The organism is Streptomyces sp. NPDC127595 (assembly GCF_042671685.1).
Taxonomy (GTDB): Bacteria; Actinomycetota; Actinomycetes; order Streptomycetales; family Streptomycetaceae; genus Streptomyces.
The window spans coordinates 20,836-42,395 of record NZ_JBHXWK010000023.1 but is presented as its reverse complement, the minus strand read 5'-3'; the positions used below and the strand labels follow the sequence as shown (position 1 = coordinate 42,395).

The following is a 21,560-nucleotide window of genomic DNA, read 5'->3' as shown; positions in this document are numbered from 1 at the left end:
TTCGATGCCGATCCGCACCCTGTGCGCTCGATTTGTACGACGTATACCGCTGCCTGTGGATAACTTTCGGCACCCTCGGACCGCGAAGGGCATGCTGGCATTCGGTCGGCGAAGCGGGACCCACACCGGCCGGCACACGGGGACGATCCACGGAGTACGGGGGTAGGTCATGCATCCGATCGTGAAGCCCGCGCTGCGGCGCGGCTGGCGAGATCTCAACACCGTCCAGTTCGGGATGGCGCCCGCGCACGCGATAATCCTTGGCCCGGTCGACACGGCGACAGGCAGCTTCCTCGACCTCCTCAACGGGACACGCGGGCTGCCGCTCCTCCGCGAGGAAGGGCGCAGGATGGGTTTTCCCGACGGGCATGTCGACGGGCTGCTGGACCGGCTCGCCCGATCCGGCTTGCTGGACGACAGCACCGGAGGCGGCCCGGCGGCGGACACCCTGCGTAAGAAGAAGGCGGTCCTCGACCGGCTGCGCCCCGACCTCGCGTCCCTCTCCCTCGTCGCTCCCGAACCGGGCGAGGGTATGAAACGGCTGGCCGCCCGCCGCTCACTGCGCGTACAGGTGCGGGGTGCCGGCCGGGTGGGAGTGATCCTGGCCTCACTGCTCGCCGGCGCGGGCGTGGGCGAGGTCGATGTCCGCGACAGCGGCTCCGTCGAACCGTGGGACGTCGCGCCGGGCGGGCTGCCCGCCGAGTCCATCGGCGAACGCCGGGAGGAAGCCGCCCGGCGGGCGGTACGCCGAGCGTCACCGGATCGCCCCCCACGGACCCCCGCGGACGCGGAGGAAATCGGACTGTCGCTGGTGATCCTCACGCCACGAGACGGTCTCGCCGTCCACGCGCCCGATCCGGTGGCCGCCGAGCCGTTGATCACCTCGGGAACACCACATCTGTACGCGGGCGTCGTGGAGGGCACAGGGGTCGTCGGCCCCCTGGTGCTGCCGGGCGACACGGGCTGCGCCGGCTGTCTGGACCAGGGGCGCGCCGACCGTGATCCGACCTGGCCACGCCTGGTCGCGCAGTGGCGTTCCGGGCAGCAGCGCCAGGTCCCGGCGTGCGACCTCGCCCTGGCGGCCGGGGTCGCCGGAATGGCCGCGGGTCATGCGCTGGCCTATCTCGACGGGGAGCTGCCTTCCAGTGCCGGGGCACGCTGGGAGGCGTCCGTACCGGGGTTCGACTGGAACGCGAGGCCGGTCTGGCCACACCCCGCATGTCTGTGCGGCGCAGCGGAGAAAGGTAAGAAGGGGGAGCGCACCTCGGAAGACGGGGAGCCGCACGAGACAATGGCGGAGCAACAGCCGTACGCGGCTCGGCTGTCCGGTAATTGGAGGGCGCATGTCTGATCTTCCTCGGAAGGCAGTCACCCGTACGGCCAAACTCGCCGCGCTGCCACTCGGCTTCGCCGGGCGGGCTACCTGGGGGCTCGGCAAACGGATCGGCGGGAAGTCGGCGGAGATCGTCGGCCGCGAGTTGCAGCAGCGCACGGCCGAGCAGTTGTTCAAGGTGCTCGGTGAGCTCAAGGGCGGTGCGATGAAGTTCGGGCAGGCACTGTCCGTCTTCGAGTCGGCGCTGCCCGAAGAGGTCGCGGGACCCTATCGCGCGGCGCTGACGAAGCTCCAGGAGGCGGCGCCTCCGATGCCGACCCGCACCGTGCACTCCGTACTGGAGGAGCGGCTCGGTAAGGAGTGGTCCGAGCTGTTCCTCGAGTTCGAGGACAAACCGTCCGCGGCGGCCTCCATCGGCCAGGTGCACCACGCGGTCTGGCATGACGGCCGAGAGGTCGCGGTGAAGGTGCAGTACCCCGGAGCGGGCGAGGCCCTGCTGTCCGATCTGACCCAGCTCAGCCGGTTCGCAAGGCTCCTGGGTCCCCTGATCCCGGGAATGGACATCAAGCCGCTCATCGCGGAGCTGCGCGACCGGGTGTCCGAGGAGCTCGACTACGGACTGGAGGCGCAGGCCCAGGAGACCCATGCTGCAGAGTTCGCGGGCGACCCGGATGTCCTGGTACCGGCAGTGGTCCACCAGTGCGACCAGATTCTGGTGACCGAATGGATCGACGGCATACCCATGTCGGAGGTGATCGCCAACGGCACCCAGGAACAGCGGGACCGCGCTGGCCAGCTGCTGGCCCGCTTCCTCTTCTCGGGCCCGGCCCGCACCGGACTGCTGCACGCCGATCCGCACCCGGGCAACTTCCGTCTTCTGCCGGACGAGAAGAGCGGCTGGCGTCTGGGCGTCCTGGATTTCGGCACGGTGGACCGCCTCCCCGGCGGCCTGCCCTCAACGATCGGCGAGTCCCTCCGCATGACGCTCGACGGAGAGGCCGAGGCGGTCTACGAGCTGCTCTGCGAGGAGGGCTTCGTCAAGGAGTCCATCGATCTCGAACCCGACGCGGTCCTGGACTATCTCGTGCCGATCATCGAACCGGCCCGGGCGGACGAGTTCACCTTCACCCGAGGCTGGATGCGCAGCCAGGCCGCCCGCGTGGGCGACCCCCGCTCCCCCGCCCACCAGCTGGGCAAGCAGCTCAACCTGCCGCCGTCGTATCTCCTGATACACCGCGTGACCCTCAGCACCATCGGTGTCCTGTGCCAACTGGGCGCGACGGTCCGCCTACGCGATGAACTGGAGGAGTGGCTGCCCGGTTTCCTGCCGGAGGAGGAGTTGGCCGAGAGCGAGCGGGCTGCCGAAGCCTGACGAGGCACGGCTCACCACCAAGCGGAGTCCAGCCGCCCCTCGATCGCCCTCAGATGCGTACGCGCGCAGCCGTCGCAGAAGTAGTGACGGCTGCCGTTCTCCACGGAACAGGTCCACGTCAGCCGGGGACCATCGGCCGAGGTGCCGCAGCGAGCGCACACGATGTGCTCGGCCTCGGCAACGTCGGGCCGCTGCGCTGAGCCGGTGCTGTCACTGTCCCCGGGAAGACTCGTCACCCGGCGACGATATCGCCGTGACCGACGGTTCGCCGGACGCAACGCACCAGGGGGGCCGGACGCACTGCGGGGGCCGGTCCGGACGGACCGACCCCCGCGAGGAGTTACTTCCTGCTGCTATGCCTGCGACTGCCGTCGGCTACTGCATGACCGCCATGGCCAGCGCACGCCGGGCACGCATCGAGGCGCGCTCGGCACGACGCTGCATCCGGCGGGCGGTGGCCAGGCGCAAAGCCCGGCGTTCCCGCTCGGCCTCGTGCAGTCGCTCGTGCATATGCGCACGAGCCAGGGCTTCTGGAATGAGTTGCATCTCTCGGGTCCTGTTCTGACGCGAGTCCCTCGCGTCGGTGATGGTGAAGTCTGGGATCGCGGAGCCGGCGGGCTCGCTGGTGGACGGCTTCATCGGGGCCTGTTTCTTGGGGTCGTTCGTCAGGGGGCGGTCGATCGTTCCTCGGATGTTCATGCCGCGACCGGGTTCTTGCGCGGGCGGCCACGCGGCCGCTTGCGGGCCACGACGACACCCTGGACGAAGAGCTCGCCACCCCAGACGCCCCAGGGCTCACGCCGCTCCTTGGCTCCGGCGAGGCAGGCCTCGACCAGCGGGCAGGTGCGGCAGAGCGACTTGGCGTACTCGACATCGGCCGGCGACTCGGCGAAGAAGACCTCCGGGTCGTAGGAACGGCAGGGGACGGGTACGCCGAGGTTCTCGATGGCGTCGTCGAGCGCGGTGAGCGCAGTGAGCGGGATCAAGGTGGAGTCCTCCGTGAGGCCGGGCGAGATCGTTTCGGAAGGCGGTACGGACGGGGCGTGCGCTTCGAGTTGCACGGTTCGTCTTCCTCGTCTGGTCGTGCCGGCCGGTTGGCCGGTTGGCGGCTGGTACCGGGTTCTTTTCATTTCCCGAGGCCCCTTCGCTCCGCCGTCCCCGGTTGGGGACAAACAGAAGGGCCGCGGATCCCGGGTGGGGTTCCGCGGCCCTGAAGGCGCCGGCCTGATCAGAATCAGGCTGGATCACTCCAGGGTTCAGGCCCACGGAAGGCCCACATCGTGTGGTGCTGCTTCGTCTGCTTCAGGAATCCGGCACCGGCTGCCGCAAAGGCATAGGCACGCGCCTCTGCCACTACTGCTGCTTCCAGTGCCTGGATCGGTCGCTCATTGCGCTCACGGATGGGAAGACCCGCGAGAGACACGGAGGACGCCGGACGGACGGCAGGATTGCCGGACAGACCGGTGCCCAGGTTCGAGACGCCGAGCAGGCAGGTGGAGGCGACCGAGAGATCGGTCATTTTGACGGTGCTGTTGAAGCTCTCGCTGATGCTGATCACGTGGAATCGCCTCCTCTCGGCGTCTAGGGGGACCGGGGGTGAGCCGGTCCGACGGTTATTAAGTACAGCACGGAACCAGGGCCTCGGAGAAGGCCGCCGTTCCGTGTTAAGAACCTATGGGGATTGCTGGGGCATGCGCAAACTATTTTTTCGACGAGTTCGTATCAGTCGCTCTCGCCGCCCTCTCCAACATCTTGACCTGCGCAGATGGCCAGAACATCGGTGCCGAAGCGGTTCAGCTTGCGGACTCCGACGCCAGGGATCCGAGCAAGCTCGCCCGCGTCGTCGGGCACGGTCTCCGCGATGGCCATCAGCGTCTTGTCGGTGAAGACGCAGAACGCGGGCTGCCCAATGCGCTGCGCCTGCACCGCCCGCCACTCCCGCAACCGCTCGTAGAGGCCCTCGTCCATGTCGGAGGGACAGTCCTCGCAGCGCATCAGTTTCATCTCACCGGCGTCGGTCAGGGTGCGGCCGCAGACCCGGCAGCGGGCAGGGGTCCGGACCGACCGCCGCACGACTGTGCCACCGCTGCTCCCGATACCTCGCTCGATACCTCCCGGGCCTCCGCCGCCGCTCCGGGCCGCCGCGGCGGCCGAGCCGGGGCGCAGCCCGTCGAGGAAGCGGCTGGGCCGTCGGCTGGGTCTGCCGCCGGGTGAGCGGGACAGCGCCCAGGAGACACAGAGGTGTTCTCTTGCGCGGGTTACGCCGACGTAGAGGAGGCGGCGTTCCTCCTCGATCTGTTCGTCGGTCTTTGCGTAGGTGATCGGCATCATGCCCTCGGCGACGGCGACCAGGAACACGACGTCCCACTCCAGTCCCTTGGCGGAGTGCAGGGAGGCGAGGGTGACGCCCTGGACGGTCGGAGCGTGCTGAGCGCTCGCGCGCTCGTCGAGCTCTGCCACCAGATCCCCGAGGGTGGCGCCTTCCTTGGCCGCGGCGAAGTCGTGGGCGAGGTGGACGAGGGCGGCCAGCGATTCCCAGCGCTCTCTGACCGCACCGGAGCCGGCAGGGGGCTGGTTGGTCCACCCTTCGCCCGACAGCACCGCACGGACCTGTGAGGGCAGGTCGATGACGTCGTCGAGGAGCGAGTCGTTGCCTCCGAACCGGGCCGCGGCGCGCAGGGCGGTGCCGGCCTTGCGCACTTCGGGGCGGTCGAAGAACCGCTCGGCGCCGCGCAACTGGTAGGGCACACCGGCGTCGGCGAGCGCCTGTTCAAAGAGCTCGGACTGCGAGTTCGTACGGAAGAGAATCGCGATCTCGCCCGCGGGAACGCCGGACGCGATGAGGTCGCGGATGCGACGGGCGGCACCCTCGGCCTCGGCGGGCTCGTCCGGGTACTCGGCGTAGACGGGCTCGGGACCCGGGGACCGCTGGGAGATCAGCTCCAGGCGGTGTTCGGCGGCCCGGCCACGGGCCTGGGCGAGCAGGCCGTTGGCGAGGTGGACCACCTGGGGCGAGGAGCGGTAGTCGCGAACGAGCTTGACGACGGTGGCTCCGGGGTGGCGGGTACGGAAGTCGAGAAGGTGGTCAGGAGTTGCACCGGTGAACGAATAGATCGTCTGGCTGGCGTCCCCGACGACACAGAGGCTGTCGCGCTCGCCGAGCCACAGGTCCAGCAGGCGCTGCTGGAGGGGGCTGACGTCCTGGTACTCGTCGACCACGAAGTGCTGGTACTGGGCGCGGACCTGTTCGGCGATGTCGTGGCGGTCCTGAAGGACGGCGACCGTCAGCAGCAGGACGTCCTCGAAGTCGATGACCCCTCGGTCGCGCTTGAGGTCTTCGTAGGTCCTGTAGAGCTGGGCGATCTCGGCCGGGTTGCGGGGGGCTTCGCGACCGGCTTTGGCGGCGGCGGCCGCGTAGTCGGCGGGGATGGTCTGGGTGACCTTGGACCACTCGATCTCGGCGGTGACGTCTCGCAGTTCGCCCCGGTCGAGGCGGATGCGGCAGGCGGCCGCCGCGTCGGCGACGAGCTGGATCTTGCGGTCGACAAGCCGGGGCAGGGTGCCGCCGACCGCTTTCGGCCAGAAGTACTGGAGCTGGCGCAGCGCGGCCGAGTGGAACGTCCGGGCCTGGACGCCGCCTGCGCCGAGCTGCCTGAGCCGGCCTCGCATCTCACCTGCGGCACGGTTGGTGAACGTGACGGCCAGCACGGTGGAGGGCTGGAGAATGCCCGCGCGCACCCCGTAGGCGATGCGGTGGGTGATTGCCCGTGTCTTGCCCGTGCCGGCGCCCGCCAGCACGCACACCGGTCCGTGCAGGGCGGTGGCGACCTCGCGCTGCTCGGGGTCCAGCCCGTCGAGCACCGCGTCGGCCGTGTCCGGAACCTGCGGGAAGAGTGTGGAGTGCGTTGCTGCTGTCACCCCGCCATGCTGCCAGGTCGCCGGGGACGGGTGAGCCGAGTTGTCCACAGGGGGCACCCGCAGTCGTACTAATGCCGCAGGCGTTGCGTCCCGCCGGGGTACCCGAGGTATCCCGGCGGGAATGGCGGCCGTGTCGCGAACGTTCCTCTGACGCGACCACGCATCCCGCCGCCGTAAAGGAGCGCAATCGACATGCCGGGCACTGTGACGATGTACAGCACCACGTGGTGCGGCTACTGCCGTCGGCTGAAGAGCCAGATGGACCGCGAGGGCATCACGTACGAGGAGATCAACATCGAGCAGGACCCGCAGTCGGCGGCGTTCGTGGAGAAGGCGAACGGCGGAAACCAGACGGTTCCGACTCTTCTGGTAATTCCCGCCAGCGGTGGGGCTGAGGTCGTCATGACGAACCCGAGCCTTGCCCAGGTGAAGCAGGCGCTCGGCGCCTGACCCGCAGTACGCGCACGAGGCCCCGCCCGAGGACCACGGGCGCGGGTCTCGTCTCCGTCCGGCCGCTCAGCAGTACGGCTGCTGGTCCGTCAGTGACGCCGCTACTCGCATGAAGACACCGAAGAGCCGGTAAAGCTGCGGAACGGACCCGGCCACCTCGACGGTGCGCGAGTCGCGCAGGCTGACTCCGGGAATCGCTTCGAGTTGGCTGGCAACGGTGGCCGACTGCCAACGCACCGCCAAGGTCGCTGCGGCTTCCGTGCGGGGCGGCCGTGGGCGAGTGCCGGCACGACGCACTCCTTCGGTGGCGGCTTCCTCGATCGCCTCACGCGCTTCGATTGCAGGCCTCAGCCGGGCGCTGAAGCGATCCCTGGCGTACTTGACCGGAGCTGTGACGACCCGGGCGTCCCACGCTGTTGCCTCATCGCAGGCTGCGTCATCGCCGGAAAGCATCACCACGGGCACCCCCAGCGCGGCGGCCGTGGCATGCGCGAATCCGATCTCCCCCATGGGCCGGCCGTCCAACCACATGTCCTCGATCTCGTGGCCCATGTAGCTGTGGCTGAGCACGCCCAGGGCACCGGCACGTGAGTGGTAGCCGACACACAGGACCGCGTCGAAGTCACCGTCAAGGCCTTCGAGCATCCCCATCCGCTTGGGCCTGCCCCTGACCAGCTCCGCCTCAGGGTGGACCTGATCCGAAAGCAGGTTCCGCATAGAGCTGTGTGCGTCGTTCACCAGAACCCTCGTGGCACCAGCCACGAGCGCACCACGCACGGCCGCGTTCACGTCCTCGGTCATCATGGCCCGACCGTGCTGGTAGTCCTGCCCGCCGACCTGCACGTCCTGGGCGCCCACCAATCCGGTGACGCCCTCCATGTCAGCGCTGATGTACACCTGCACGCCACTGCCTCCGCTCTGCCCCCCGACCACCGAGAACCCGATGATCACAACACCGTCATCATGGCGGAGTACGGACGTGCACCCAACGCCGGGCAGCCGACCGTCCGGTGGATGTCAGGTGGCTGATCCCCGGGTCGGCAGGGGCTTGCCGTACCAGAGCTCGATCAGTCGGGCCGCAATCGAGATCCCATAGGGAGGCAGTACCTCCCCGGACTCGAAGGCGGCCCGCAGGTCTTCGCGGGAGAACCAGCGGGCCTCTTCGATCTCCTCGCCGTCGACGTTGATCTCGGACGACCGGGCGCGGGCCATGAAGCCCAGCATGAGGCTGGAGGGGAACGGCCAGGGCTGGCTGGCGACGTACTCGACCTCGCCGACCGTGATACCGGCCTCTTCGAAGACCTCTCGGCGCACCGACTGCTCGATGGACTCACCGGGCTCGACGAAGCCCGCGAGTGTCGAGAAGCGGCCCTCGGGCCAGTGCACCTGACGGCCGAGCAGGATGCGGTCCTCGTCGTCCGTGACAGCCATGATCACGGCCGGGTCGGTGCGCGGGTAGTGCTCGGCGCCGCAGGCCGGGCAGCGGCGGATGTGGCCGGCTGCCGCGATGACGGTGCGTTCACCGCAGCGCGAGCAGAAGCGGTGGAGCCGCTGCCAGTTCTCCAGGGCGACCGCGTGCACCATGAGGCCCGCGTCGCGGGGAGACAGCAGGAGTCCCGCCTCGCGCAGGCCTGCCGAGCGCGCCGACTGATCGATGCGGCCGGGAAGCGCGTCCTTCTGGAGTGCGAAATAGCTCACACCGTCGTCGTCGGTGCCCAGGAAGTAGCGGTGTGCCTCGGTGAGCGGCGCCTCGAAGGAGGGGGTCATCACCAGTTCGGTGGTGCCGTCCGCCCTCTCGTCGATCAGGACCTGGCCGCCGGAGACCACGAAGGCGCGGGTGGTGGGGTGGCTCCACGCCGCGGCGAGCCAGGCCTCGTCGAGCCGGTGGTGGGCGGCCCGGTCGATGCCGCTCGGGGCGGTGAGCGAGATGGGACGGTCGGCGCTGTGATTGGTCCAGGTGGTCACGGGTGCTTCCAACTCCCCCGGTGTAACGGATATTTCGACGGGCGGTTCAGCAGGGCGGGTGTGGAGGGGGCTGTTCAGGGCGTTGATCGCCTTCTTCGGGGATGCCTTCTCAGTGTGCCTCGCGCCCGCTCTCGGCCAGGTCGCCCCACAGGTAGGCGGTGGTTTCGACGCCCTTCAGGAGGAGGTCCAGTTCGACCTTCTCGTTGGGGGCGTGCCAGCCGTCGGACGGAACGGAGATGCCCAGGAAGAGCACCGGGGCACCGAGGACTTCCTGAAGGTCGGCGGCGGGTCCCGAGCCGCCCTCACGGGTGAAGCGGACGGGCTGCTCGAAGGCGCGGCTCATGGCGCGTACGACGGACTGCAGCGCGGGGTGGTCCAGGGGCGTCAGGCAGGGGCGGGTGGCCGCTCCGAACGTGATCTCGTGCCGGATGCCCGCGGGGACCTGTTCGGCGACCCACGCGCGTACGGCCTTCTCGATGTGGTCGGGGTCCTGTCCGGCGACCAGCCGGAAGGAGAGCTTGACCATCGCCGAGGACGGGATGATCGTCTTGCTGCCGGGGCCCTGGTAGCCGCCGCCTATGCCGTTGACCTCGGCGGTCGGACGGGCCCAGACACGCTCCAGGGTGGTGTGTCCGGCCTCTCCGTAGGACGCCGTCGACTTGGCCGTACGCAGCCACTCGGCCTCGTCGAACGGCAGCTCGGCGAAGAGCTGCCGCTCGCGGTCGGTCAGCTCGACGATGCCTTCGTAGAAGCCCGGCACAGCCACGCGCGCGTGCTCGTCGTGCAGGGCGGCGACGAGGCGGGCGACGGCGGTGGCCGGGTTGGGCACGGCGCCGCCGAAGGATCCGGAGTGGATGTCCTGGTCGGGCCCGTACAGCTCGATCTCGCACTCGGCGAGGCCGCGCATGCCGGTGCACACCGTGGGGGTGTCCTCGGACCACATACCGGTGTCGGAGACGATCACGGCGTCGGCCGCGAGCCGCTCGGCCTGCGCCTCGACGAGGTCACGGAAGTGCGGGGAACCGGATTCTTCCTCACCCTCGATGAGGAGCTTGAGGTGTACGGCGGGAGCGGTGCGCCCGGTGGCGGCGAGGTGGGCGCGGACGCCGAGTGTGTGGAAGAACACCTGGCCCTTGTCATCGGCCGCCCCGCGCGCGTGGAGGCGGTTTCCGCGGATCACCGGCTCGAAGGGCTCGGTGTCCCAGCCGTCCTCGAGGGCGGCGGGCTGCACGTCGTGGTGGCCGTAGACCAGGACCACAGGGGCTTCCGGCTCCTCGGAGGGCCATTCGGCGAAGACGGCCGGGGCGCCGTCGGTCGCCCAGACCTCGACGGTGGGAAAGCCGGTCTCCCGAAGCTTGGCGGCAAGCCAGTCGGCGCTGCGCCGTACATCCGCGGCGTGGTCGGGCTGAGCCGACACCGAGGGGATGCGCAGCCACTCGGCGAGGTCGTCGAGGAAGGCGGCGCGGTGGTTCTGGATGTACGTACGCACGGTGCTGACGGCGTTGTCAACGGGCTTGCTCATGACCACGAGCCTATCCGCCCACAGAGGCGTGTTCGTCCGGTGGTTCCCCGGATGCCTCTTCCTGTGGACCCTCCATGAGCAGCCGCTCCAGTGCGGCCCGGTCGGGAAGGCCGTCCGGTCGTACGACCTCTCCGCTGCGGACGTACAGGAACGCCGCCTTGACCGCCTCCAGAGGCACGCCCTGCTGCTCCGCCCAGGCCAGGCGGTAGAGCGCGAGCTGGAGGGGGTCCGCGGTGCGACCGCGGCTGGTCTTCCAGTCCACGATCTCGTACGTGGTGCCGTCGGCGCCCTCCCTACGCACCGCACCGTTGTCGTCGGCCTCCCTGTAGACCGCGTCGATACGGCCGCGTACGACGCGGCCGGCGATGGCGAGCTGGAAGGGAACCTCGACGCGGTAGGGAGTGCGGTGTGCGTACGGAGTGCGTTCGAAGGCGTCCTTGAGAGCCTCCAGGTCGCGCTCGTCGGCGATCTCGGCCTCGCTGCCGGGCAGCTCCTCCGGCTCCAGCATGGGCAGCCGCAGTTCCTCGAAGCGTGACTCCAGCCACGCGTGGAAGCGGGTTCCGCGGCGCGCCGCGGGCTGCGGAGGGCGCGGCATGGGGCGCGCCAGCTCCTGCGCGAAGCCGTCCGGGTCTGCCGCCAGGCGCAGCACCTGCGACGCGGTGAGCGACGACGGCAGGGGTACGTCCGTGACGCCGGCACGGGCGCGCAGGAGCTCTCCGGTGAGGGCGTCCAGGTCACGGTCCCAGGAGGCGAGCGTGCGGGATTCCTCGGGCGTGAGGGGTACCGGGTGCTCGGGGTGAGGGCGAGCCTCGGGGGCCTGGGCCTGGTGCGGAACCTTGGGGCGGTCCGCCGTCAAGGAGTCCCAGTCGGAGCCTTCGTCCTCAGGGAAGTCCGGCGGTTCGTCGTCCTCGGGCGGAGGCGGCCACTCAGGGTCCTCGTACGAGGACGAGTCGTGTGCTGCGGCCCCTGGATGACCCTCCTCGTGGGACGCGACCCGCTCCAGGTGGGCGAGTACGGTCTCCGCGGCCTCGCGGCGGCGGGCGAGCGCCGCGTCGTCGAGCGGGAGCGGCCAGGCGTGGTCGGCGGACGCCTCGTGGAGGGCGGGGTTCTCGTCGTCCTCGGCGGGTTCGTCCGCCCAGACCTCGATGTCTCCGTGTCCGGCCGCGCAGTGCTCGTACAGGGCGTGCAGGAAGTCCGAGGGGCCCCGCGGCTTCTTCTGGGAGGGGCCCCACCAGTGGCCGGAGCCGATCAGGAGTGATCGGGGGCGGGTGAAGGTGACGTAGCCGAGGCGGAGTTCCTCGGTGTGCTGGTGGTCCTTCATGGCCTCGTGGAAGGCCTTGAGGCCCCTGGCGTCCCAGGCTTCGATGTCGGGCAGCGTGTCGGCGTCTCCGCGCAGCTCGTGCGGCAGGACCTTGCCCTGGGCGGTCCATTTCTCGCGGCCCTGGGTGCTGGGGAAGGTACCGGTGACCAGGCCGGGGACCACGACGACATCCCATTCCAGGCCCTTGGACTTGTGCGCGGTGAGCACCTTGACGGTGTTCTCGCCACCAGGGAGAGCGTTGTCGAGGCCTTTCTCGTACTGCGCGGCGGTCCGCAGGAAGCCCAGGAAGGCCAGCAGGGTCGCCTCTCCGTCGCCTGCGGCGAAGGACGCGGCGACGTCCAGGAAGTTCGACAGCGTCTCGCGTCGCCGGGCGGCCAGCGCGTGCGGGGACGCGGAGAGTTCGACCTCCAGGCCGGTGACGGCGAGCACCCGGTGCAGGACGTCCATCAGGGGGTCGGCGAGCGAGCGGCGCAGATCGCGCAGCTCGGCGGCGAGCCGCGCGAAACGCACGCGCGCGTCCGGCGAGAAGGGCAGTCCGTCGTCGTCCCCCGCAGCCTCGATGGGCATCTCCAGGAACGTGTCGAGCGCGTCCGCCAGCGATATCACCTCGGCCGGGTCGACCCCCTCGACGGCCGCGGCGAGCCGGCGGTCCGGGTCGTCGTCGGCGCCCACGCGCGCGTGGGTCACGAGATGGCGGGCGCGCCTCCCCAGGAGGGCCAGGTCGCGCGGGCCGATGCGCCAGCGCGGGCCGGTGAGCAGGCGTACGAGGGAGGCGTTGGCGCCGGGGTCCTGGAGGACCTCGCAGACGGCGACGAGGTCGGCGACCTCCGGGAGGTGCAGCAGCCCGGAGAGGCCCACCACCTCCACGGGGATGTCGCGGGCGACGAGCGCGCCCTGGATCTCGGCGAAGTCGGTGGCCGTACGGCACAGCACGGCGATCTCGCCGGGCGCCTTTCCGGTACGTACGAGATGGGCGATCGAGTCGGCGAGCCAGTCGATCTCCTCGGCGTGGGTCCCCAGCAGCGCGCAACGGACCAGGCCGTCGCGCTCGGCTCCGGGTGCGGGACGGAGCGCCTCCACGCCCGCGTGCATGGCACGCAGGGGCTCGGCGAGGCCGTTGGCGAGGTGCAGGAGGCGGCCGCCGCTGCGGCGGTTCTCGCTGAGTGCCTGGCGTGTCGCGAGGCGGCCGTCGGGGTGTGCGAAGTGCTCGGGGAAGTCGTCGAGGTTGGCGACGGAGGCGCCACGCCAGCCGTAGATCGCCTGGCAGGGGTCGCCGACCGCGGTCACCGGGTGACCGGTGCCGCCGCCGAAGAGACCGGCGAGCAGGACGCGCTGGGCCACGGATGTGTCCTGGTACTCGTCCAGCAGGACCACGCGGAACTCGTCGCGCAGGATGGTCCCGACCTCGGGGCGGGTGCGGGCCAGGGTGGCCGACAGGGCGATCTGGTCGCCGAAGTCGAGGAGATCGCGCTCGCGCTTGGCCGCCCGGTAGCGGCCCACCAGCTCGGCCAGTTCGCGACGGGCCGCCGCCGCGTCGGGGACCTTGCGGAGGTCGGCGTTGGTGAGTTCGGCGCCCTCCAGGGATCGCAGCAGTTCGGCGTCGTACCTGCGCAGGTCCTCGGGGCGGACCAGGTGTTCGGCGAGTTCGGAGTCGAGCGTGAGGAGGTCGCCGACAAGGTCCGGGAAGGAGCGGGTGAGTGCCGGGTACGGTCCCGGTGCCTCGCGGAGCACGCGTGCGGCGAGCTGGAAGCGGGTGGCGTCGGCCAGCAGGCGGGATGTCGGTTCGAGCCCGATGCGCAGGCCGTGGTCGGTCAGCAGGCGGCCCGCGAAGGCGTGGTACGTGGAGATGACCGGCTCGCCGGGAGGGTTGTCCGGGTCGATCGCGTCCGGGTCGGTGACGCCCGCCTTGATCAGCGCCTTGCGGACGCGCTCGGCGAGTTCACCGGCCGCCTTGTTGGTGAACGTCAGACCGAGGACCTGCTCGGGGGCAACCTGGCCGGTGCCGACCAGCCACACCACGCGTGCCGCCATCACCGTGGTCTTGCCCGAACCGGCTCCGGCCACGATCACCTGCGGGGCGGGCGGTGCGGTGATGCAGGCCGTCTGCTCCGGCGTGAACGGGATGCCCAAGAGCGCTTTGAGCTGCTCGGGGTCGGTGATACGGGCTGGCACGTCAGAGAGGCTAGCGGCGCGCACTGACAGCGCGGGCCACATCGACCGCGGGGCCGAAGGATGCGCTGGTCAGCGCAGGTGGTGCGATACGTCACGCACGTCGCACCACTCGACCGCGCACGCACCACCCAGCACGCGCGCGTCACAGCACCGCACATACTCACTCGACCACGTGCCGGCCCTCGGGCCGCGCGCTGCACGACGCCCGGAAGGCGCAGTGCGTGCAGTGCTGACCGGTCGTGGGTGAGAACCGCTCGTCGAGGACCTTGCCCGCGGCGGTGGCGAGCAGGTCGCCGACCCATTCGCCGTCCAGGGGCTCCTGGGCCTGCACCTTGGGCAGCGTCTCGCCGCCGTTCTTCTTGGTGGCGCCCTGGCGGAGCTGGACGAGTTCGGCGCCGCCGGGCTCGGGCCGTACGCCGTCGAAGGCGTCGTCGACGGCGCCCTCGCTGATGGCGAGCTGGTAGACGGCGAGCTGCGGGTGGTGCGCCACCTCGGCGGCGCTCGGCGCCTGTTTGCCGGTCTTGAAGTCGACCACATAGGCGCGGCCTTGGGCGTCCGCCTCGACGCGGTCCATGGAGCCGCGGATGCGTACTTCGTAGTCGCCCGCTTCAAGAGTCACGTCGAAGTCGTGCTCACTGGCGACCGGCGTACGTCCGGTGCGGTCCATCACGTGCCACTTCAGGAAGCGTTCGAGCGCCACGCGCGCGTGCTCCTTCTCCTGCGCGGACTTCCAGGGCGCGTCGAAGGCCAGCGCGTTCCACACGGAGTCGAGGCGCTCCATGAGGACGGTCAGGTCGGCCGGGGTGCGTCCGGAGGCGACCTCGTCGGCGAGGACGTGCACCACGTTGCCGAAGCCCTGGGCGACGGTCGCGGGCGCGTCGGCCTTCACCTCGCGCCCCAGGAACCATTGCAGGGCGCAGGTGTTGGCGAGCTGGTCGAGAGCGCTTCCGGAGAGCACGACGGGCTGGTCGCGGTTGCGCAGCGGGATCTTGCTCTCGGTCGGCTCGTACAGGCCCCACCAGCGGTAGGGGTGCGCGGACGGCACCAGAGGCCGGCCGTCCTCGTCGCCGAGCGCGGCGAGCTTGGCCAGGCGGCGGGCGGCGGCCTGTCTGAGGGTGTCCGAGACGCGTGGATCGACCGTGGTGGCGCGCAGTTCGGCGACCAGCGCGGCGACGGACAGCGGGCGCCGGGGGCGGCCGGTGACGTCCTTGGGCTCGACGCCGAGTTCGGTGAGGAAGCGGGAGGGCTGGTCGCCGTCGTCGGCGGGGGCCTTCACCGCGGTGACGACGAGGCGTTCACGCGCGCGCGTGGCGGCCACATAGAACAAACGGCGCTCTTCGGAGAGGAGCGCTCCGGGCGTGAGGGGTTCCGCCAGGCCGTCGCGTCCGATGCGGTCGGCCTCCAGCAGGGACCCACGGCGGCGCAGATCCGGCCACAACCCCTCCTGGACGCCCGCCACGACGACGAGACGCCACTCCAGGCCCTTGGAACGGTGCGCGGTCATCAGACGCACGGCGTCGGGGCGTACGGCCCTGCGGGTGAGCGTGTCGGCGGCGATGTCCTGGGCCTCGATCTCCTCCAGGAAGTTGAGGGCGCCACGGCCCCCGGTGCGCTCCTCGGCGCGGGTCGCGGTCGCGAACAGCGCGCACACGGCGTCGAGATCGCGGTCGGCGTTGCGCCCGGCCGCGCCACCGCGCCGGGCAGCCCGCTCCAGACGCTGCGGCCACGGCGTGCCCTCCCACAGGTCCCAGAGCGCCTCCTCGGCCGTCCCGCCGCCCGCGAGGCGCTCCCGTGCCTTCCGCAGCAGCGCACCGAGTCGCTGGGCTCCGCGGGCGTAGGCCGGATCGTGCGCGACGAGCCGCTCCGGCTCGGCCAACGCGCGGGCGAGCAGTTCATCGGAGGGCGGCGGTACGTGGTTGCCGGCGGCACGCTCCTCCTCGCGCAGTGCCCGGCCCAGGCGCCGGAGGTCGGCGGTGTCCATGCTCGCGAGGGGCGAGGCGAGGAGGGTGAGGGCGGTTTCGGTGTCGAGCCAGGGGGTCGCCGGCTCTGTCTCCTGCTCCGTCTCCCCCTCTGCCTCCGTCTCCCCCTCTGCCTCCGTCTCCCGCTCCGGCTCCGGCTCCGGCTCCGGCTCCGGCTCCGAGTCAGCCGATACGGCCGGCTCATGAGGCTCGACTGAGTCGGCGCTCTCGGCTTCCTCGGCGGACGCGTCTTCCTCCGGAGGCACGTCTGCAGCCGCGTCCTCAGCGGATGCGTCTCCCTGCACAGGCACGTCCCCCGCAGCGTCCCCCTCGGATACGTCCCTCTGGGATACGTCGATGTCGGCGCCGGAGTCGAAGCCGGAGCCGGAGCCGGTGTCCGCGCCCAGCTCCGCCCGCGCCACCGCCCGCAGCGCCGTAAGCAGCGGCGCGACCGCCGGTTCGTGCCGCAGCGGCAGATCGTCGCCGTCGATGTCGAGCGGCACCCCGGCCGCGGTGAGCGCACGTCGGATCGTCGGGATCGTGCGAGAGCCGGCTCGCACCAGGACGGCCATCTCACTCCAGGGGACGCCGTCCTCCAAGTGGGCGCGGCGGACGATGTCAGCGATGTTGTCCAGCTCCGTGCCGGACGTCGGGTACGTGTAGACCTCGATCCGGCCACCGTCCCGCACCGGGGACAGCGCGCGGTGGGCCCGGACCTTCTCCGCCGGAAGGCGGGTCAGCGGCATGCGCTGGGTGAGGAGGCGGGTGGCGGTCAGCAGGGCGGCGCCCGAGCGGCGGGACGTCCGGAGAACCTCGACCGGCGCCGGACGGCCGTCCACGCGCGGGAAGGCGTCGGGGAAGTCCAGGATGCCGTTCACGTCGGCGCCCCGGAAGGTGTAGATCGACTGGTCGGGGTCGCCGAAAGCGACGAGGGTGCGGCCCCCGCCCGCCAGGGCCCGCAGCAGTCGTACCTGCGCCGGGTCGGTGTCCTGGTACTCGTCCACGTAGACGGCGTCGTACCGCGCGGCCAGTCGTTCGGCGACACCATGGCGTCCGGCGAGCAGCACCGCACGGTGGACGAGTTCGGCGTAGTCGAGCACTCCTTGCATGTCGAGAACGTCGAGGTACTCGGCGAGGAAGGCCGCGGCGGCGCCCCAGTCGGGCCGGCCGATGCGGGCGGCGAAGGTGTCCAGGGCATCGGGGCTCAGGCCCAGCTCACGGCTGCGGGCCAGGACCGCGCGGACCTCGTCTGCGAAGCCTCGTGTGGTCAGGCAGGCACGCAGATCGTCCGGCCAGCGCACATGCGCGAGACCGAGGCGCTCCAGGTCGGGCTGGCCCGCGAGCAGCTCGCGCACCGCCACGTCCTGTTCGGGACCCGACAGCAGCCGGAGAGGTTCCACGAACAGGTCGCTGTCCTGGTGGGCGCGGACAAGGGCGTAGCAGAAGGAGTGGAAAGTGGTCGCCTGGGGGGCGCGGGCGGCGCCTATGCGCAGCGCCATGCGGTCGCGCAGCTCAACGGCCGCCTTCCTGCTGAAGGTGAGCACCAGGATCCGTTCCGGATCGCCGCCCCGTGCGATCCGGGCGGCCACGGACTCGACCAGCGTGGTCGTCTTTCCAGTGCCCGGACCTGCGAGAACGAGCAGTGGGCCGCCCTTGTGGTCAACCACCGAGCGCTGTCCTGCGTCCAGACGAGGGGGATCCACTCGGACCGGCGGGGTACGTACCAGTCGGTACGCGCCGCGGGTCCCCTGTCGCACATTGGGGTGCGACAGGCGCCTGGTGGAGGAAGAGGAGCTCACGTGGTTCGCCGGTCCTGGTGGTTGTGCTGGGGATCGTCACTGTCGGCGCCGAGCGCCGTCGTTACGGGGGTGGTGATCGGGCGACGGGTGGGTGGACTGCCGCGCGTTCGGGGCGGTGGCCGCGGGGTGCGAGGGATCCGCGCCGACGACGCTACGCCGGTGAGCACCATGGAAGGAGGGCTTCCCCTTCTTCCCGCAGGCCCCGTGCGTCCCCCGTTCCTCGAACGTACGGCATGTCACGGATGTGCCTCGCTTCCCCCGTACGGGCCACAGGTCCCCCCTTCGCCCGTCCGATACCGGAAGCTGTCAGGTGTGACTCTCCGCGCGTTCGCCGCCGTCCCATCGCGCCCGTCTCATGTCGACGCGTGGCAGATGCCCCTCGGACGCCCTGCTCGCCTCCTTCAGGGGAGTCCCCTCGACGCGGTAGTGGGCCAGCGCATCGAGTTCGTGGCCCGGGAGCAGCACACCGTCCGCGCGTATGACACGCCACCACGGAACCGCTCCCCCGTAGAGGGCCATCACGCGGCCCACCTGGCGCGGCCCGCCCTCCTCCAGCCACTCGGCGACGTCCCCGTACGTCATCACGCGCCCGCGCGGGATCAGCTCGGCGACCTCAAGGACCCGCTCCGCGTACTCCGGCAGGTCGTCCGCCGGAAGGCTCTCCTCGCTCATCCGCCCCATCCTGCACCACCCCACCGACAATGTGACGTGGTGAAGACTGTGCGTATTCCTCGCTCCGAGGCGGCGCTTGGGGCAGACTGTGCGCCCCCGCATTTGCACCCTGATGCCCCCGTGTGTCGGTGTGGCATGCCACCATCGTGCGGGCGGTGACCGGTGATACGAGATCAAGAAGAGTCCATGAGGCAGCAGGGCGTGCACCCCGAAAACGCGGAGGGCACCTCCGCGGCTTCGTCGCGCCCGGACTCCGGCGAGGCCGACGAGAAGGAGACGGGCGAGGAGACCACCGAGCCCACCTCCAGGACTGACGAAGCGCCCAGTACCAAGTCGCACGCAGAGCCCCTCGCCGATACGGACGACGATCTCGCCCCCAGGACTTTCAAAAAGACGTACGACGGCGAGAAGAAGCAGCTGGAGCGGGACGCCGACTGCGTGGACGAAGTCCACAACGACGAGGTCGAGGGCGACGAACCGCTGCTCCCCGCGCGCGTGCACCGTCCGTCCGATCTGATGCGCCTCCTGGTCGGGATCCTGGCGATCGTCCTGCTGCTCGCCATCGCCGCGTTCGCGCACGGAACCACATCGGGGCTCGAACAGGACATCAACAAGGGCACGGGCCAGGCACCCGATCTACTGATCAAGATCGCGGGTCTGGCGTCGAGCATCGCGATCCTCCTGGTGCCGGTCGCGTTCGCGATCGAGCGGCTGATCAAACGGGACGGGCTGCGCATCGCCGACGGAGTCCTCGCCGCGGTCCTCGCGCACGGAGTGACACTCGCCACCGACCTGTGGGTCGCAAAAGCCGCCCCGAACTCCATCCAGGAAGCGCTCACCCAGCCCTCACCGGGCGACATCCACGCCCTCACCGACCCGGTGCACGGCTATCTCGCGCCGGTCATCGCGTACATGACGGCCGTCGGCATGTCCCGCCGGCCCCGCTGGCGCGCGGTGCTGTGGGTGGTGCTGCTCCTCGACGCCTTCTCGATGCTGGTCACCGGCTATACGACACCGTTCTCGATCATCCTGACGGTGCTGATCGGCTGGACCGTCGCCTACGGGACGCTGTACGCGGTCGGCTCGCCGAACGTGCGGCCAACCGGGCGGACGCTGATGGCGGGCCTGCGACACGTCGGCTTCCACCCGGTGACGGCGGCCCGCGAGGAGGCGCACGAGGTCGCCACGGAGAACGGCGACCGCGGCCGACGCTACTTCGTCACCCTGGAGGACGGTCCACCACTGGACGTGACGGTGGTCGACCGCGAGCAGCAGGCGCAGGGCTTCTTCTACCGTGTGTGGCGACGGCTCACCCTGCGCGGCATCACCACCCGCCGCAGCCTCCAGTCCCTGCGCCAGGCCCTCGAACAGGAGGCCCTCCTTGCGTACGCGGCCATCGCGGCGGGGGCCAACGCGCCCAAGCTGATCGCGACCTCCGAACTCGGCCCGGACGCCGTGATGCTCGTCTACGAGCACACCGGTGGCCGCACCCTCGACTCGCTGCCCGACGAGTTCATCACCGACGACCTCCTGCGCGACACCTGGCATCAGGTGCAGGCGTTGCAGTCCCGGCGCATCGCGCATCGCAGGCTCGCGGGAGACGCGATTCTGGTGGATCGTTCCGGCACGGTGATCCTCACCGATCTGCGCGGCGGCGAGATCGCCGCCGGCGACCTGTTGCTGCGCGTGGACATCGCTCAGCTCGTCACCACACTGGGGCTTCGCGTGGGCGCCGAGCGGGCGGTGGCCTCGGCGGTCGGCGTACTCGGCCCTGACAAGGTCGCCAACTGTCTGCCCATGCTCCAGCCCATCGCACTTTCACGGGCCACGCGCGCGACGCTGCGCAAACTCGCCCGGGAGCGCGCCCAACGCGAGCGCGATGCTGTGCTGGAGGCCTCACGGCAGGACAGGCTCGCCCGCGCCGAGGAAGCCAAGGAAGACACCGCGCCCGTACTGGAAAAGCCGGACAAGAAGGCCGTACGAGCGGAGCAGCGGGCCGAGAAGCGGGCGATCGACGACGCCTTGGACGAGGCGCGCGAGGAGGATCTGCTGACCCAGATCCGCCACCAGGTGCTGCTGATCAGGCCGCAGGCACCGGTCGAACCCGTCCGCCTGGAGCGTGTCCGGCCGCGTACTCTGCTCAGTTTCATCGCCGGCGCGATCGGCGCGTACTTCCTGCTGACGCAGCTCACCCATATCGAGTTCGGCACCCTCTTCGACAGCGCCGAATGGGGCTGGGTCGCCGCGGCTGTGCTGTTCTCGGCGCTGAGCTACTTCGCGGCGGCGATGAGTCTGCTCGGCTTCGTGCCCGAGCGTGTTCCGTTCCTGCGGACCGTGGCGGCGCAGGTGGCGGGCTCGTTCGTGAAGATCGTGGCCCCCGCCGCGGTCGGCGGCGTGGCCCTGAACACGCGCTTCCTGCAACGCGCCGGGGTGCGGCCGGGGCTCGCGGTGGCCAGCGTCGGCGCGTCGCAGTTGTTCGGACTCGGCTGCCACATCCTGATGCTGCTCTCCTTCGGTTATCTGACCGGCACCGAGAAGACGCCTTCCTTGTCGCCGTCTCGCACGGTCATCGCCGGTCTGCTCACCGTCGCCGTACTGGTTCTCGTGGTGACGTCGGTGCCGTTCCTGCGCAAATTCGTCTCCACGCGCGTGAGGTCGCTGTTCGCGGGTGTCGTGCCGCGCATGCTCGACGTGCTGCAGCGGCCGCAGAAGCTGATCACCGGCATCGGCGGCATGCTGTTGCTGACCGCCTGCTTCGTGATGTGCCTGGACGCGTCGATCCGCGCGTTCGGCCACGAGGAGACGCACACCCTCAGCCTCGCCAGCGTCGCCGTCGTCTTCCTCGCCGGCAATGCGCTCGGCTCGGCGGCGCCGACCCCCGGTGGTGTCGGCGCGGTCGAGGCGACCCTCACGGTCGGCCTGATCGCCGTCGGCCTCCCGAAGGAGGTCGCGGCACCCGCCGTACTCCTGTACCGGCTCCTGACCCTGTGGATTCCGGTGCTGCCGGGGTGGCTGTTCTTCAACCACCTGACGCGCAAGGGCGCGCTCTAGCACCGGGCACGCTGGGCCGTCTCGTAC

The 21,560-nt window shown here is 70.5% G+C and carries 15 protein-coding genes; 4 read left to right on the top strand and 11 right to left on the bottom strand.

Annotated elements, in window-relative coordinates; all coding sequences use genetic code 11:
* Positions 1-169: 169 nt before the first annotated feature.
* Both ACFVKT_RS39675 and ACFVKT_RS39670 read left to right on the top strand, forming a co-directional pair.
* Positions 170-1,351 carry a TOMM precursor leader peptide-binding protein gene (locus ACFVKT_RS39675; protein WP_385741712.1) on the top strand — a complete coding sequence of 394 codons (1,182 nt, stop codon included), beginning with the start codon at positions 170-172 and terminating at the stop codon, positions 1,349-1,351.
* Entirely contained in the window at positions 1,344-2,705 is a 1,362-nt protein-coding gene (locus ACFVKT_RS39670; RefSeq protein WP_385741710.1) for an ABC1 kinase family protein, read from the top strand. Before ACFVKT_RS39675 ends, ACFVKT_RS39670 begins: the two co-directional genes overlap by 8 nt.
* A gap of 11 nt (positions 2,706-2,716) precedes the next feature.
* On the opposite strand, the gene ACFVKT_RS39665 is transcribed toward ACFVKT_RS39670, so the two are convergent.
* From ACFVKT_RS39665 to ACFVKT_RS39645, 5 genes are all read right to left on the bottom strand, one after another.
* Positions 2,717-2,941: a hypothetical protein gene (locus tag ACFVKT_RS39665; RefSeq protein ID WP_385741707.1), complete on the bottom strand. Its 225-nt coding sequence runs from the start codon at positions 2,939-2,941 to the stop codon at positions 2,717-2,719.
* Positions 2,942-3,080: 139 nt separating this feature from the next.
* Positions 3,081-3,404 (bottom strand): hypothetical protein, encoded by a 324-nt coding sequence (locus tag ACFVKT_RS39660; RefSeq protein WP_385741704.1) that lies wholly within the window; start codon positions 3,402-3,404, stop codon positions 3,081-3,083.
* On the bottom strand, positions 3,401-3,766 hold the full coding sequence (locus ACFVKT_RS39655) for a WhiB family transcriptional regulator (protein ID WP_385741701.1): 366 nt from the start codon (positions 3,764-3,766) through the stop codon (positions 3,401-3,403). Before ACFVKT_RS39655 ends, ACFVKT_RS39660 begins: the two co-directional genes overlap by 4 nt.
* Positions 3,767-3,939: 173 nt before the next feature.
* On the bottom strand, positions 3,940-4,263 hold the full coding sequence (locus ACFVKT_RS39650) for a hypothetical protein (RefSeq protein WP_385741698.1): 324 nt from the start codon (positions 4,261-4,263) through the stop codon (positions 3,940-3,942).
* 164 nt (positions 4,264-4,427) lie between these two features.
* Positions 4,428-6,623: an ATP-dependent DNA helicase UvrD2 gene (locus ACFVKT_RS39645; RefSeq protein WP_385741695.1), complete on the bottom strand. Its 2,196-nt coding sequence runs from the start codon at positions 6,621-6,623 to the stop codon at positions 4,428-4,430.
* A 192-nt stretch (positions 6,624-6,815) separates the two neighbouring features.
* On the opposite strand from ACFVKT_RS39645, the gene ACFVKT_RS39640 reads away from it, so the two are divergent.
* Positions 6,816-7,073 (top strand): glutaredoxin domain-containing protein, encoded by a 258-nt coding sequence (locus ACFVKT_RS39640; RefSeq protein WP_385741692.1) that lies wholly within the window; start codon positions 6,816-6,818, stop codon positions 7,071-7,073.
* A 66-nt stretch (positions 7,074-7,139) separates the two neighbouring features.
* Here the strand turns inward: ACFVKT_RS39640 and ACFVKT_RS39635 are convergent, their stop codons facing one another.
* From ACFVKT_RS39635 to ACFVKT_RS39610, 6 genes are all read right to left on the bottom strand, one after another.
* Complete coding sequence (locus ACFVKT_RS39635; protein ID WP_385741689.1) at positions 7,140-7,976, bottom strand: M55 family metallopeptidase; 837 nt, start codon at positions 7,974-7,976, stop codon at positions 7,140-7,142.
* A gap of 114 nt (positions 7,977-8,090) precedes the next feature.
* Positions 8,091-9,038, bottom strand: a complete 948-nt coding sequence (gene nudC / locus ACFVKT_RS39630; RefSeq protein WP_385741686.1) for an NAD(+) diphosphatase — start codon at positions 9,036-9,038, stop codon at positions 8,091-8,093.
* A 109-nt stretch (positions 9,039-9,147) separates the two neighbouring features.
* Positions 9,148-10,560, bottom strand: coding sequence for a dipeptidase (locus ACFVKT_RS39625; RefSeq protein WP_385741683.1), 1,413 nt, complete (start codon positions 10,558-10,560; stop codon positions 9,148-9,150).
* Positions 10,561-10,570: 10 nt separating this feature from the next.
* The gene (locus ACFVKT_RS39620) at positions 10,571-14,053 is read right to left on the bottom strand and encodes a UvrD-helicase domain-containing protein (protein ID WP_385741680.1); all 3,483 of its coding nucleotides are present in this window, start codon (positions 14,051-14,053) and stop codon (positions 10,571-10,573) included.
* A gap of 160 nt (positions 14,054-14,213) precedes the next feature.
* Positions 14,214-17,810, bottom strand: a complete 3,597-nt coding sequence (locus ACFVKT_RS39615; RefSeq protein WP_385741677.1) for an ATP-dependent helicase — start codon at positions 17,808-17,810, stop codon at positions 14,214-14,216.
* A 306-nt stretch (positions 17,811-18,116) separates the two neighbouring features.
* Positions 18,117-18,482: an MGMT family protein gene (locus ACFVKT_RS39610; RefSeq protein WP_385741675.1), complete on the bottom strand. Its 366-nt coding sequence runs from the start codon at positions 18,480-18,482 to the stop codon at positions 18,117-18,119.
* Between the two features lie 186 nt (positions 18,483-18,668).
* On the opposite strand from ACFVKT_RS39610, the gene ACFVKT_RS39605 reads away from it, so the two are divergent.
* Positions 18,669-21,533 (top strand): lysylphosphatidylglycerol synthase domain-containing protein, encoded by a 2,865-nt coding sequence (locus ACFVKT_RS39605; RefSeq protein WP_385741672.1) that lies wholly within the window; start codon positions 18,669-18,671, stop codon positions 21,531-21,533.
* The last annotated feature ends 27 nt before the right edge of the window (positions 21,534-21,560 follow it).

Coding starts and splice junctions, on each gene's coding strand:
- ACFVKT_RS39675 (WP_385741712.1), top strand. CDS start 170: ATGCATCCGATCGTGAAGCCCGCGCTGCGGCGCGGCTGGCGAGATCTC.
- ACFVKT_RS39670 (WP_385741710.1), top strand. CDS start 1,344: ATGTCTGATCTTCCTCGGAAGGCAGTCACCCGTACGGCCAAACTCGCC.
- ACFVKT_RS39660 (WP_385741704.1), bottom strand. CDS start 3,404: ATGAACATCCGAGGAACGATCGACCGCCCCCTGACGAACGACCCCAAG.
- ACFVKT_RS39640 (WP_385741692.1), top strand. CDS start 6,816: ATGCCGGGCACTGTGACGATGTACAGCACCACGTGGTGCGGCTACTGC.
- ACFVKT_RS39625 (WP_385741683.1), bottom strand. CDS start 10,560: ATGAGCAAGCCCGTTGACAACGCCGTCAGCACCGTGCGTACGTACATC.
- ACFVKT_RS39610 (WP_385741675.1), bottom strand. CDS start 18,482: ATGAGCGAGGAGAGCCTTCCGGCGGACGACCTGCCGGAGTACGCGGAG.
- ACFVKT_RS39605 (WP_385741672.1), top strand. CDS start 18,669: ATGAGGCAGCAGGGCGTGCACCCCGAAAACGCGGAGGGCACCTCCGCG.